Annotated in this window: 11 protein-coding genes; 8 read left to right on the top strand and 3 right to left on the bottom strand. The window is 56.3% G+C overall.

Going from position 1 to position 12,950, the window contains the following annotated elements:
* Positions 1-11: 11 nt before the first annotated feature.
* Positions 12-2,492 (top strand): trimethylamine-N-oxide reductase TorA, encoded by a 2,481-nt coding sequence (gene torA, locus NYE85_RS12085; protein ID WP_259005002.1) that lies wholly within the window; start codon positions 12-14, stop codon positions 2,490-2,492.
* 199 nt (positions 2,493-2,691) lie between these two features.
* A complete protein-coding gene (locus NYE85_RS12080; RefSeq protein WP_259005001.1) occupies positions 2,692-3,870 on the top strand; it encodes a sugar efflux transporter in 1,179 nt (392 codons plus the stop codon).
* A 4-nt stretch (positions 3,871-3,874) separates the two neighbouring features.
* Here NYE85_RS12080 and NYE85_RS12075 read toward each other — a convergent pair whose 3' ends face one another.
* Complete coding sequence (locus NYE85_RS12075; protein WP_259005000.1) at positions 3,875-4,129, bottom strand: YkgJ family cysteine cluster protein; 255 nt, start codon at positions 4,127-4,129, stop codon at positions 3,875-3,877.
* Positions 4,130-4,403: 274 nt separating this feature from the next.
* On the opposite strand from NYE85_RS12075, the gene mtr reads away from it, so the two are divergent.
* Together mtr and yeiP are read left to right on the top strand one after the other, a co-directional pair.
* Positions 4,404-5,639 (top strand): tryptophan permease, encoded by a 1,236-nt coding sequence (gene mtr, locus NYE85_RS12070; protein ID WP_259004999.1) that lies wholly within the window; start codon positions 4,404-4,406, stop codon positions 5,637-5,639.
* Between the two features lie 156 nt (positions 5,640-5,795).
* Positions 5,796-6,368 carry an elongation factor P-like protein YeiP gene (yeiP, locus tag NYE85_RS12065; RefSeq protein ID WP_004960762.1) on the top strand — a complete coding sequence of 191 codons (573 nt, stop codon included), beginning with the start codon at positions 5,796-5,798 and terminating at the stop codon, positions 6,366-6,368.
* A 131-nt stretch (positions 6,369-6,499) separates the two neighbouring features.
* Here yeiP and uxuA read toward each other — a convergent pair whose 3' ends face one another.
* Positions 6,500-7,693 carry a mannonate dehydratase gene (uxuA, locus tag NYE85_RS12060; protein ID WP_259004998.1) on the bottom strand — a complete coding sequence of 398 codons (1,194 nt, stop codon included), beginning with the start codon at positions 7,691-7,693 and terminating at the stop codon, positions 6,500-6,502.
* Between the two features lie 312 nt (positions 7,694-8,005).
* On the opposite strand from uxuA, the gene NYE85_RS12055 reads away from it, so the two are divergent.
* On the top strand, positions 8,006-9,481 hold the full coding sequence (locus tag NYE85_RS12055; RefSeq protein ID WP_259004997.1) for a mannitol dehydrogenase family protein: 1,476 nt from the start codon (positions 8,006-8,008) through the stop codon (positions 9,479-9,481).
* 52 nt (positions 9,482-9,533) lie between these two features.
* On the opposite strand, the gene NYE85_RS12050 is transcribed toward NYE85_RS12055, so the two are convergent.
* A complete protein-coding gene (locus NYE85_RS12050) occupies positions 9,534-9,845 on the bottom strand; it encodes a type 1 fimbrial protein (protein ID WP_259004996.1) in 312 nt (103 codons plus the stop codon).
* 318 nt (positions 9,846-10,163) lie between these two features.
* Here NYE85_RS12050 and NYE85_RS12045 point away from each other — a divergent pair, with 318 nt between their 5' ends.
* The 3 genes from NYE85_RS12045 (at position 10,164) to mepS (ending at position 12,880) form a co-directional block, all read left to right on the top strand.
* On the top strand, positions 10,164-11,138 hold the full coding sequence (locus tag NYE85_RS12045) for a GTP-binding protein (RefSeq protein ID WP_259004994.1): 975 nt from the start codon (positions 10,164-10,166) through the stop codon (positions 11,136-11,138).
* Between the two features lie 48 nt (positions 11,139-11,186).
* Positions 11,187-11,891 carry a phosphatase PAP2 family protein gene (locus tag NYE85_RS12040; protein ID WP_259004993.1) on the top strand — a complete coding sequence of 235 codons (705 nt, stop codon included), beginning with the start codon at positions 11,187-11,189 and terminating at the stop codon, positions 11,889-11,891.
* Between the two features lie 413 nt (positions 11,892-12,304).
* Entirely contained in the window at positions 12,305-12,880 is a 576-nt protein-coding gene (mepS, locus tag NYE85_RS12035; protein ID WP_259004992.1) for a bifunctional murein DD-endopeptidase/murein LD-carboxypeptidase, read from the top strand.
* Positions 12,881-12,950: the final 70 nt, after the last annotated feature.

The raw sequence follows: 12,950 nt of genomic DNA, 5'->3' as shown, positions 1-12,950 counted from the left end.
GAGAAGCGCAGATGAAATCGTATTCACAACAACCATTAAAAATGAGTCGTCGCCGCTTTCTGACCGGCGCCACTGCGCTTGCCGCCGCACCGTTGCTGGCGGGTCTATGGCCAAAAACCGCGCTGGCGGAAGCCATCAGCCAGGCGCTGCCGCAGTTTGTGGTGCTGCGTCAGGCACAAAAAGGCATTCTGACCGGCGCTCACTGGGGCGCCTTTGAAGCCATCGTGCAGGACGGTAAAATGGTCGGCGTACAGCCGGTCAAGGACGATCCGTACCCGAACGATCTGATCACCATGGCACCGTATCAGGTGCACGCCGAAAACCGCATCAAATATCCGATGGTGCGCAAAAGCTGGCTGGAGGGTGGCCCCGGAAGCCGCCCTGAACTGCGCGGCCACGATGAGTGGGTGCGCGTCAGCTGGGACAAGGCCATCACGCTGGTGAGCAACGAAATCTCCCGTTTGCAGCAACAGCATGGCCCACAGTCGATCTATGCCGGTTCCTACGGCTGGAAGAGCGTCGGTATGCTGCACAATAGCCGCACGCTGTTGCAACGTCTGATGAATCTGACCGGCGGATTTCTCGGCTACGCCGGGGATTATTCGACCGGCGCCGCGCAGGTGATCATGTCACACGTGGTCGGCTCTATGGAGGTATATGAACAGCAAACCGCCTGGCCAAACGTGATTGAAAACAGCCAACTGGTGATCCTCTGGGGCTGTAACCCGATGGTCACGCTGAGAAATAGCTGGAACGTACCGGATCACTATGGCCAAACCGGGTTTGAAGCGCTGAAGAAAAAAGGCACCCGGGTGATCAGCATTGATCCAGTACATAACGACAGCGCCAAATTCGTCAATGCGCAGTGGATCGCGCCGCGCCCGTACACCGACAGCGCAATGCTGATCGGCATCGCCCATACGCTGTTGAGCGAAAAACTGCATAACCCGGACTTCCTGAAAACCTACACCGTCGGCTTCGATCGTTTTGCCGCCTACCTGCTGGGTGAGGAAGACGGCACGCCAAAAACTGCCGAATGGGCAGCCGACATCAGCGGCGTCGACGCCGAGGTACTGCGGCAACTGGCACGCGACATGGCCAAGAACCGCACCATGATCATGGGCGGCTGGGGCATTCAGCGCCAGCATCACGGCGAACAGCAACACTGGTTGCTGGTCACGGTGGCTGCGATGCTCGGCCAGATCGGTATGCCCGGCGGCGGCTTCGGCTTTAGTTACCACTACTCTTCCGGCGGCAGCCCGACGGCGAAAGGCGGCATTATCGCCGGTATTTCCGCCGGCAACGCGCCGAAGAATTCGCCATCACCGATCCCGGTGGCGCGCATCGCCGAATGCCTTGCCAATCCAGGAAAAACCATTCATTTCAACGGGGCTGACGTCACTTATCCCGAGGTGAAAATGGTCTATGTGGCCGGTGGCAATACCTTCCACCAGCATCAGGACACCAATAACCTGATCAAAGCCTGGCAGCGGCCGGAAACCATCGTGGTCAACGAACCTTATTGGACCGCCACCGCCAAATATGCCGATATCGTGCTGCCGGCAACCACCAGTTATGAACGCAATGATCTGGAGATGGGCGGCGATTATTCGCAGCTGTATGTGTTCCCAATGCATCAATGCGTGGCACCGCAGCATGAAGCGCGTAACGACTTCGATATTTTTGCTGCCATGGCCGCCAAGCTTGGCGTGCAGGATGCCTTCACCGAAGGCAAAGACGAAACTCAATGGCTGAAGGGCATGTATGACGATATGAAACAGCAGGCGCGCAACGCCCGCGTGGCCCTGCCGCCGTTCGATATGTTCTGGCAATCCAATAACTACGTGCGCTTCCCGGTGCCGGAAGCCAATCAGCAATGGGTGCGCTTCGCCGATTACCGCGAGAACCCGTTGCTCAATCCGCTCGGCACCCCCTCGGGGAAAATCGAGATCTATTCCGATGCCATTGCCAAGATGAATTATCAGGATTGCAAAGGGATCCCGACCTGGATGCCGCCGCATGAATGGTATCGCGGGCCGGAAGCGGCGAAATATCCGCTATCGCTCAATACCGCGCATCCGATCAACCGTCTGCATTCACAGTTGGACAATACCCCGTTACGCAAGAAGTACGCGGTGGCCGATCGTGAGGCGATCATGATCAACCCGCAGGATGCCCAAGCGCGCGGTATCACCAATGGCGATCTGGTGCGTGCATTCAACGATCGCGGCCAGATACTGGTCGGCGCGTTGATCAGTGAGGATGTACGCCCCGGCGCGGTGCGTATTAGCGAAGGGGCATGGTTCGATCCGGCCGATCCATCACAGCCGGGCTCGATTTGCAAGAATGGCAACGTCAACTGTCTCACCTTCGACGTCGGCACCTCCAGCCTGGCACAGGGCAACTGCGGGCAGATGGCGCAGTTGGAAATCGAAAAGTATCAGGGACAGGTATTGAAAAATACCGCACACGACGTGCCGGCCGGCGCGTAGCGATCGCCCGCGACGGGGCCATCTCCGTCGCCTCCACGACCGGCTCGGACCACATCCATGACAGGGCGATGACCAGCACCGCCCTGCTTTTTTATGTCTGCGTGCGTTTTGCCCCCGCCCGCAATGAAACTGGTTTTTGTTTTTTTTAAACAGGCGTATTATACGCGCGACTTTCCTTCCAGCCATTTATTAAGCACTTATGCAAACTACTCCTGCGCTAACGCGGCGCTTGCCCGACCTCACTTCGTTGGCTTTCCTGGTCGTGGCTTTTCTTACCGGGATTGCCGGGGCACTGCAAACACCGACGCTGAGCCTGTTTTTGTCGACCGAAGTCAACGTACGGCCAACCATGATCGGGCTGTTCTTCACCGGCAGTGCGGTAATAGGTATTTTGGTCAGCCAGTATCTGGCCCGACGCTCGGATCAAAAAGGCGACCGCAAATCGCTGATTTTCCTCTGCTGCATGCTTGGCGCTCTGGGTTGCGTGCTGTTCGCCTGGAACCGTAACTATTATCTGCTGTTGCTGGTCGGTGTCGTTTTGAGCAGTTTTGGCTCTACCGCCAACCCGCAAATGTTTGCCCTGGCGCGCGAACATGCCGAGCGCACCGGTCGGGAAGCGGTGATGTTCAGCTCGATTCTACGTACGCAGGTTTCGCTGGCATGGGTGGTTGGCCCGCCGGTCGCCTTTGCACTGGCGTTGGGTTTTGGCTTTAAGTTCATGTACCTGGCCGCCGCCGCTGCGTTTATCGTCTGCGGCGCGTTGGTATGGAGGCTGCTGCCGTCAATGCGCAAAAGCGCGCCGACGCCCGGCACGGTGCTGGAAGCGCCGCGCCAGAACCGCCGCGATACGCTGCTGCTGTTTATTGCCTGTACCTGTATGTGGACCGCCAACGGCATGTACCTGATCAATATGCCGCTATATGTGGTACATGAATTACAGCTATCCGAGAAACTGGCCGGTATCCTGATGGGCACCGCCGCCGGCCTGGAAATCCCCATCATGCTGCTGGCCGGCATGGTGGCAAAACGCGTTGGCAAACGCGCTCTGATGCGCGCTGCGACGATCGGCGGCTTGCTGTTTTATGTCGCGCTGCTGTTTATTAGCGGCAGTTGGCAACTGATAGCGCTGCAATTGCTCAACGCGGTTTTTATTGGCGTACTGGCGGGGATTGGCATGCTGTATTTTCAGGATCTGATGCCTGGTCAGGCCGGCGCTGCCACCACGCTGTTCACCAACACCACACGCGTAGGCTGGATCATCGCCGGTTCAATAGCCGGTTCGGTGGCGGAAATCTGGAATTACCACGCCGTGTTTTATTCGGCGGTGGCCATGGTGATCGGTGCAGCGCTGTGCCTGTGGAAATTAAAGGACGCCTGACGGCTTACGGCGCGGTGTCCGCTTCCAGCCTGGCCAGATAGATCAGCGCCTCATCACGGCGGTCATGGCACATTTCGCGGCTGGCCTGCAGGCTGCCGCAGACCTTTGGCCGTAACGGTGAATGGAACAGGCCACAGCGCAGCTGTTCATCAAGATGAATGCAGCGGGTATTGGCCGGTTTGCCGTTCGGCATGCCGGGGATAGGGCTGGATATCGAAGGCGCGATGCAGCATGCGCCGCAGTCGGGACGGCAGTCCATCAGCGAGTCTCCCGGTGGGCTGGCGGAATTGAAGCGCGACAATAGCAGTCGCGTACCGACACCGCCAGCACAATCGTACCACTATGCCAGCCGCCGGTCCGCCGGCCATCAACGATTGCCAGCTTCCCCTCCCCTGTTTCGCTAAAAAACGGCACCGCTAGCTGGTTTAGTGCGCCGTTTATGCACAATAAGCGCTTTACATGCATCAGCCCAACGCGTACCATCAAGCTAGTACAAAAGAACTCACGACCACATCGGTCATTCAGGAGCCCGCATGTCCACGGACACCATCCAGAAGCTTTCTCGCCCATCGGTTATCGGTGGCGCGATGATCATTGCCGGTACCGCCGTCGGTGCCGGCATGTTTTCGATCCCCATTGTTACTTCTGGCGTGTGGTTCAGCGGTTCGATCGCGTTGCTGGTGTATACCTGGGCTTGCATGCTGATTTCCGGCCTGATGATCCTGGAAGCCACGCTGCATTATCCGGCGGGCGCCAGTTTCCATACCGTGGTCAAAGACCTGCTCGGCAAAGGCTGGAACGCCATCAATGGCATTTCCATCGCCTTTGTGCTGTATATCCTCACCTATGCCTATATTTCTGCCGGTGGCTCGATCATCGCCCATACGCTCGGCAACGTTGGTCAGACCAGTGCCGGCCTGCTATTTGCCGCCGTGGTGGCGTTTATCGTCTGGCTGTCGACCCGCGCGGTGGATCGTCTGAGCACCATTTTGATCGGCGGTATGGTCATTACCTTTGTGATGTCGGTCGGCGATATGTTCAGCCATGTGCAAACGGCGACCCTGTTGAACCAACGCGACAGCGACGCGCATTACCTGCCTTATGCGCTGGCCGCGCTGCCCTATCTGCTGACCTCGTTCGGCTACCACGGCAACGTGCCAGGATTGGTGAAATACTACCAAAAGGACAGCGGCGCGGTGGTGCGCAGCCTGGTGTACGGCACGCTGCTGGCACTGGCGATTTACATCCTGTGGCAGTATGTGATTCAGGGCAACATTGCGCGTGACGCCTTTAAACAGGTGATCGCCGAAGGCGGCAATATCGGCAGCCTGCTCAAGCAGATGGGTAACGTCTCCAGCAGCCAGACCGTCAGCCAACTGCTCAACGCCTTCTCTTATATGGCATTGGCCAGCTCGTTTCTTGGCGTGTCGCTTGGTCTGTTCGACTATATCGCCGATTTTTTCAAATTCAGCGATGACGCTACCGGCCGCAGCAAGACTGCGCTGGTTACCTTCGCTCCGCCAACCCTGGCCGCGTTGCTGTTGCCGAACGGTTTTCTGTACGCCATCGGTTTTGCCGGTCTGGCGGCCACCATCTGGGCGGTTATCGTGCCAGCATTGATGGCGCGCGCCAGCCGTCGCCGCTTTGCCAATGCCCGTTACCGGGCTCCCGGCGGTCAGGGAATGGTGTTGTTCATCATCCTGTTTGGCCTGATCAACGCCGTCGCCCACCTGCTGGCGCTGTTCGGCGTGCTGCCGGTGTTTGGCTAACCCGACATATCGGCGGGCGGAGCCACCCGCTCGGCCCCCGCCTGCTGCCCCGAAAGCCGATTTGCGCCATGTTTTCACGCGTTGCGCTTGCCTGAATCACGCGGCGCGAGTAATTTGTCGCAACTTTCCCCGGATCCTTACTGACAGGTTATTTTTATGGCAAGAGCTAACGAAATCAAACGCGGCATGGCGATCAGCTACAACGGCAAACTGCTGCTGGTGAAAGACATCGACGTGCAGAGCCCAAGCGCCCGTGGCGCCAGTACGCTATACAAAATGCGGTTTTCGGACGTGCGCACCGGTTTGAAGGTCGAAGAGCGCTTTAAAGGCGACGATATTCTCGATACCATTTCGCTGTCACGCCGCAAAGTTACCTTCTCGTACATCGATGGCGAAGAATACGTCTTTATGGACGAAGAGGACTACACCCCATACATCTTCAAGAAAGAGCAGATCGAAGAGGAACTGCTGTTTATTCCTGAAGCGGGTCTGCCAGGCATGCAGGTTCTGACGCTGGACGGCCAGGTATTGGCGCTGGAACTGCCGCAAACCGTGGATATGGAAATTGTGGAAACCGCACCAGGCATCAAGGGTGCCTCAGCCAGCGCACGCAACAAGCCGGCGACCATGGCAACCGGCCTGGTGATCCACGTACCGGAATACCTCAGCACCGGTGACAAGATCCGGATCCATATTGCCGAACGCCGCTACATGAGCCGCGCAGACTAGCCCCTCGTCATTCACGCTGCCGCGTTGCCGGCGGCGTACGTTTACCCCAGTTACCGACTTATGTCAGCTGCTGGGGATCCGTGCACTGGCCGCCTGGCCGCAGCGTGAATTCCACTGAGCTTGGGTGCCGTCTATGGCAACAAATCCGGGAAGAAGCGCCGCTTGAGTGCCAGCTCGACGCCGCGAATTTCCGCTAACCCCTTCAACCGCCCAATCGCCGAATAGCCCGGGTTGGTTTTCTTCTTCAAGTCATCCAGCATCTGATGACCATGATCCGGACGCATCGGGATCGGTCGGCGATCCCCTGCGCGCAGACGGCGCTGCTCTTCGCTGAGGATCGCCTCAATCACCGCCACCATATCGACATCGCCGTGCAGGTGGGCGCCCTCGTGGAAGGTTTTCGGGTTTTCTTCGCGACAGGTGGCACGCAAGTGGGTGAAATGAATACGATCGCCGAAGGTTTCGATCATTTTCACCAGATCGTTATCGGCACGTACGCCATACGAGCCGGTACACATGGTAAATCCGTTGTGAATGCTGTCGACGGTGCTCTTCAGCCACTGCATGTCTTCAATGGTGGAAACGATGCGTGGCAGACCGAGAATTGGCCGCGGCGGATCGTCCGGGTGTACCGCCAGCCGTATGCCTGACTCTTCGGCTACCGGTACGATAGCACGCAGGAAATAGGCCATATTTTCGCGCAGTTGCGCTTTGTCGATGGCGTCATACTCTGCCAGTCGCGCACGGAACTGATCGAGCGTATAGCCCTCTTCAGCGCCCGGCAGACCGGCAATGATGTTACCGGTCAGCCTGGCGATTTCCGCCTCACTCATCGCCTTGAAATATGCCGCCGCCTGTTCCTGCTCCTGTTGGCTGTAATCTTGCTCTGCCCCGGCGCGCTGCAAAATATGCAGATCGAACGCCGCGAACGCGATCTGATCGAAGCGTAGCGCTTTTGATCCATCCGGCAGGGTGTATTCCAGATCGGTACGCGTCCAGTCGAGGATCGGCATAAAGTTGTAGCATACGGTATCAATGCCACACGTTGCCAGATTACGCAGCGACTGCTGATAGTTGCTGATATGCCGTTGATAGTCGCCGCTGTGGGTCTTGATCTCTTCATGCACCGGGATGCTTTCCACCACCGACCATACCAGCCCTTTTTCAGCCAGCTGCGCCTGGCGCGCCCTGATCTCTTCGACCGGCCAAACCTGACCGTTGGCAATGTGATGCAGAGCGGTGACGACTCCGGTAGCCCCGGCCTGGCGGACATCATCAAGAGAAACCGGGTCATTCGGCCCGTACCAACGCCACGTTTGTTCCATACCGTTATCCTTTTAGGGTTATTGACTGCGCAGTGGTGAGGCAGATCGCACATTTAAGACAATGCTGTTATACCAACTTGCGATAGATATCATTCAGCTTTAACCTTACTCCTTCGCAGCACGCTGTCAAAACAGAATCGTTATTTGGTTGATCCACCTCACGCTTCCAATCTATTTTGGATACAACATTCAGCGGCGCTAAGTGGACAGATATATGCTGGCTAGCGTGAAACTCAGCGTATACCGATCGGCCAACTGGTCTGATAACTTTTGCCGGCACCCCGAATCCTTTACCTTGCTATGGAGCTTTGCATGAAGACTATCGCCAACCAGCCGCTTCCCGCCAACGTACGGCAGCCCACTTACGATCGCAGCGCGTTGCGCAGCCGCATTGTGCATATCGGCTTTGGTGCATTTCATCGCGCTCATCAGGCGCTGTTGACCGATCGGGTGCTTGAACGCCAGGGTGGCGATTGGGGGCTATGCGAGATCAGCCAATACGGCGGCGACAAGCTGTTTGAAGCACTACGCCAGCAAGCGCACTGCTATACGGTGCTGGAGAAAGGCGCCGACGGCAATCAGGCCATCATCATCGGCGCAGTGCATGAAAGCGTGCACCGCAAGCTGGAAGGCATCGACGCGGTGCTGGCGAAGCTGGCGGAGCCGCAGGTGGCGATTGTTTCGATGACCATTACCGAAAAAGGCTACTGCATCGAACCCGGCAGCGGCCAACTGGATTTGCAGCATCAGGCCATCCGTGACGATCTGGCCAATCCGGCACAGCCGAGCAGCGTGCCGGGCATTTTGGTTGAAGCGCTGCATCTGCGCCGACAACGTGGGCTACCGGCGTTTACCGTGTTGTCATGCGACAATATTCCGGAAAACGGCCACGTGGTACGCAATGCGGTCATCGGGCTGGCGCAGGCCCGCGACGCCGCATTGGCCGACTGGATCGCCAGCCACGTCACCTTCCCCAGCACCATGGTGGACCGTATCGTGCCGGCCGCCACGCCTGAAACGCTGGATGAAATCGCCACTGCGCTCGGCGGAGTGCGTGATGAATGCGCCATCGCCTGCGAACCGTTCATTCAGTGGGTAGTGGAAGACAACTTTGTCGCCGGACGCCCGGATTGGCAAGTGGCCGGCGCGCAGTTGGTGGACGACGTGCTTCCGTTTGAACAAATGAAGCTGCGTATGCTGAACGGCAGCCACTCGTTCCTGGCTTACCTCGGTTATCTCGGCGGTTATCAATACATCAACGACTGCATGGCGGATGTTCACTACCGGCAGGCTGCTCACCGTCTGATGCTGGCAGAACAGGCGCCGACGCTGAGCGTAAGCGGCATCGATCTGGCCGCCTACGCCGATCAACTGATCGCGCGCTACAGCAATCCGGCCTTGCAGCATCGCACCTGGCAAATCGCCATGGACGGCACGCAAAAACTGCCGCAACGCCTGCTGGATTCGGTGCGTTGGCATTTGCAGCACGGCGGCAGCTTCTCCGGTCTGGCGTTGGGGGTGGCTGGCTGGATGCGCTATGTTGGCGGCATTGACGATGCTGGCAATGTCATTGATATCCGCGATCCGCTGCTCAACAGCCTGCAACAGGTGGTCAGTACCACGCCGGATGATGAAAGCCGGGTTCAGGCGCTGCTGGCGCTGAGCAATGTGTTTGGCAAGCAGTTGCCACAGGATCAACGTTTTATTGCCTCGGTGACCCAAGCCTACCTGTCACTACGCGATCGGGGTGCCCGCCAGACGGTACAGGACTGGGTTAACCAGGCGTAAGCCGGTCTATGCCGCCATGCCGGGCTACTCACACCCGGCATGGCGTAAGGAATTAACGATAGACTACCGTCATGACGGCCAGTTTTTGTTGTTGGTTCACCCAGTTCATTTCTGTCGAACCCAAATTAAGTGGAAGGTTTTTGCGGGTGGTATCGAAGTGTGGCAGGGTGTGCTGCTGGCTTTGATAGTGTCGTCCGTTGCGATAACATTGCGTATTGGCGGTTGAATCAGTGACGGAAAACGTGCAAGGGCTTTCCGCAATGGCGCCGGAGAAATAAATCACTCCGCCGTTGGTTTCGGCATGGCTGCCTGCTATCCATGAAACTGCAAGTCCTACTATCGTGATAAACCGACGGGTCTTCATGGCAACCTCACTTTTAATTAAGCCAATTTAAACATAGAGGATCTTCCTAAGAATAATCGCAAGGTAAGGCAGTATATTGGTTGAGTAATCGGGTAATTAACCGCGTAAAAACAAGCTAATAACAAACAGCCCCCCTCCTAATACATGGTTTTTAATAGGATTTTTCTTGTAACGTAAGATGGATTTCTACGCCAGAAAGCGGCATCTTTATCTGTCATATTTGTGACGCGCAACACGCTGGCCGCTCTGGCGCTGATAAAACGCACAATTAACCTTATTTATTAATATGTTAAATCCATTAACATCAGGATGATATCCATGACAAAAACCAACCTGATCACCGGTTTCCTCGGCAGCGGCAAAACCACCACCATCCGTCACCTGTTGGCGAACAAACCCGAAAATGAGCGCTGGGCGGTGCTGGTGAATGAATTTGGCGAAATCGGTATCGATGGTGCCTTGCTGGCCGACAGCGGAGCCGTTTTGAAAGAGATCCCGGGCGGATGCATGTGCTGCGTGAATGGATTGCCGATGCAGGTCGGGTTGAACATGCTGTTGCAACAGTCCAAACCCGATCGTTTATTGATTGAGCCCACCGGTCTCGGGCATCCGAAGCAGATCCTGTCGTTGCTGACACAGGAAACCTATGGCGGCTGGATTGATTTGCGCGCCACGCTGTGCCTGCTGGATCCGCGTCAGCTTAGCGATGCCCGCTACACGGAAAACGAGAATTTTCGTGATCAACTGGCGGCAGCCGACATTATCATCGCCAATAAAAGCGATACCTGGCAGCCGCAGGATGTTGAGGCATTACAGGACTGGCAAGCGCAGTTTGCCGGCGAGCGCCCGCTATTGCGCATCGAGCACGGCCGATTGGCGGTGGAACTGCTCGACCGCCCCCGCACAAATAGCACAGCATTGCCGGATGCGCAGCATCATCATACGCACGGCAAAAGCCAGGGTTTGGCGGCACTGCGTCTGCCGGAAAACAGCCGCTGGCGCCGTGCGCTGAATCAGGGACAGGGTTATACCGCCTGCGGCTGGATTTTTGACGGCGACACCGAATTTGACACCATCGGCATGATGGAATGGGTGCGGCTGGCGCCGGTCGACCGCGCCAAAGCGGTGGTACGTATTAATGAAGGCACGCTGCTGGTAAACCGTCAAGGGCAGGATTTCAGCATCGAAACCCGCCCGGGCGCCCCTCTCGACAGCCGTATTGAACTGATCCACAGCGCCGATGCAGATTGGAATGCGCTGCAATCCGATCTGTTTAAGATTCGTTTAAGTTAATGGTTTTACCGTTGTTCCCGTTTTTAGACTATAGATACAGGTTATTTCATGACGCGCCGCAATTTACCGTTCATCCTGCTGCTCAATATCCTGGGCATCGCACTGTTTTTATCCTGGTACTTGCCGGCGAATCACGGCCAGTGGTTTGCGCTGGACTCGGCAATTTTCTTCTTCTTTAATCGTCATCTGGCGAGCGACCCGGCGTTTTTGCATCTGGTGGCAATCACCAATAACCGCGCCTTCGACGGCATTTCGCTGATCGCCATGGGGCTGCTGTATCTCTATTTCTTCCTCAAACAAGACGCCGCCGGGCGCCGTCGGCTGTTGGTGACCGGCATTGTGATGTTACTGACGGCGGTGGTGCTCAACCAGTTGGGACATCTGTTGCCGGTAAAACACCCCAGCCCGTCGGTCAGCTTTGAACACGTCAATCGCGTTAGCGAATTGACCGGTATCCCCACCAAAGATGCTTCGTGGGACAGTTTCCCTGGCGATCACGGCATGATGCTGATGATTTTTGCCTGCTTTATGCTGCGTTACTTTAACGTTTGGGCGTTTGCCTGCGCCATGCTGATTACCGTAGTGTTTTCATTGCCGCGCGTGATGATAGGTGCGCACTGGTTTACCGATATTGCCGTCGGCTCCCTGTCAGTGGTGCTGGTTGGTGCCAGTTGGTGGCTGATGACGCCGGCCAGCGATGCGTTGATTAACGGATTGAATCGCCGACTCCCCGGGAAAAATCGCCCGCAATAGCCATAAGAGACCGTTATGACCGCCTGAAGGCCGCGCCGCCGTCGGGCGGATTTCACCCGCGCCATGCTATTTGCATCCGCCGTCTGCCCTCCTCTTTCACCGCCCGAATTCCGGCAAATTACCGACAGAATCGGCTTTGTTTTTTTATATGAATATTTACATTATGTTACATCGATATTTTATATTAAAAAGCACCGAAAAAGGCTCGCAATCCCCTATTCGTTCCGGTAATCTCAACAACGTTTATATCTGGTTTACTGCCTTTCAGTAAGAAACCAAGGAAAACTGTGCGTTCCAGCACATTTTCAGCGGTAACTGATTGTCGGTGAACCAGCAGCAGACTAGTCTCGTTTCGTTTGGCATTTTCTGATAGCGACATCCGTCGTTAAGGACTTCAAGGGATAACAATAACAATGGTCACATCTCAACCTTTTCTGAGATATGTTTTGCGGTTGGTACCTGCCGTTGCGGCAGCGGTTCTGCTCTCCGCATGTAGTACTACTCACACATCGAACTTGGATAACGCACAAACTGAGACGCATGCAGTTAATGACAAAAACGGTCTTTTACTGCAAGCGTCTCAGGATGAATTCGAAGCGATGGTGCGTAATGTTGACATCAAGTCAAAAATTATGGACCAGTATGCTGACTGGAAAGGCGTTCGCTACCGTTTAGGCGGTGAAACCAAGCGTGGCATCGATTGCTCGGCGTTTGTACAGCGAACGTTCCGCGAACAGTTTGGTATGGATCTGCCGCGCTCGACCTATGGTCAGGAAGACGTCGGCAAGAAGATTCAGCGAACCAAATTGCGCCCTGGCGATCTGGTGCTGTTCCGCGCGGGTTCAACCGGACGTCATGTCGGCATCTACCTGGGTAACGATCAATTCGTTCATGCCTCTACCAGCAGCGGCGTGATGATATCGAAGCTGACCGATAACTATTGGAATAAACGTTATCGCGAAGCGCGGCGAGTGCTCACCAGCAGCTAAGTCGCAACCCGTCCGAAGTCCAGAATCCCAAACGAACGAACTAGCGCCGCCCCTTGTAGGCGGCGTTTTT

The organism is Serratia sp. AKBS12 (genome assembly GCF_024793895.1).
In the GTDB taxonomy this organism is placed as follows: Bacteria; Pseudomonadota; Gammaproteobacteria; order Enterobacterales; family Enterobacteriaceae; genus Serratia_F.
Note: the sequence above shows the minus strand (reverse complement) of the source record. Positions and strands in the feature narration are given on the sequence as shown.

What these genes read in the sequence shown, in the direction of transcription:
- torA (WP_259005002.1), top strand. Translation starts at nt 12, where the DNA reads ATGAAATCGTATTCACAACAACCATTAAAAATGAGTCGTCGCCGCTTT.
- NYE85_RS12080 (WP_259005001.1), top strand. Translation starts at nt 2,692, where the DNA reads ATGCAAACTACTCCTGCGCTAACGCGGCGCTTGCCCGACCTCACTTCG.
- NYE85_RS12075 (WP_259005000.1), bottom strand. Translation starts at nt 4,129, where the DNA reads ATGGACTGCCGTCCCGACTGCGGCGCATGCTGCATCGCGCCTTCGATA.
- mtr (WP_259004999.1), top strand. Translation starts at nt 4,404, where the DNA reads ATGTCCACGGACACCATCCAGAAGCTTTCTCGCCCATCGGTTATCGGT.
- yeiP (WP_004960762.1), top strand. Translation starts at nt 5,796, where the DNA reads ATGGCAAGAGCTAACGAAATCAAACGCGGCATGGCGATCAGCTACAAC.
- uxuA (WP_259004998.1), bottom strand. Translation starts at nt 7,693, where the DNA reads ATGGAACAAACGTGGCGTTGGTACGGGCCGAATGACCCGGTTTCTCTT.
- NYE85_RS12055 (WP_259004997.1), top strand. Translation starts at nt 8,006, where the DNA reads ATGAAGACTATCGCCAACCAGCCGCTTCCCGCCAACGTACGGCAGCCC.
- NYE85_RS12050 (WP_259004996.1), bottom strand. Translation starts at nt 9,845, where the DNA reads ATGAAGACCCGTCGGTTTATCACGATAGTAGGACTTGCAGTTTCATGG.
- NYE85_RS12045 (WP_259004994.1), top strand. Translation starts at nt 10,164, where the DNA reads ATGACAAAAACCAACCTGATCACCGGTTTCCTCGGCAGCGGCAAAACC.
- NYE85_RS12040 (WP_259004993.1), top strand. Translation starts at nt 11,187, where the DNA reads ATGACGCGCCGCAATTTACCGTTCATCCTGCTGCTCAATATCCTGGGC.
- mepS (WP_259004992.1), top strand. Translation starts at nt 12,305, where the DNA reads ATGGTCACATCTCAACCTTTTCTGAGATATGTTTTGCGGTTGGTACCT.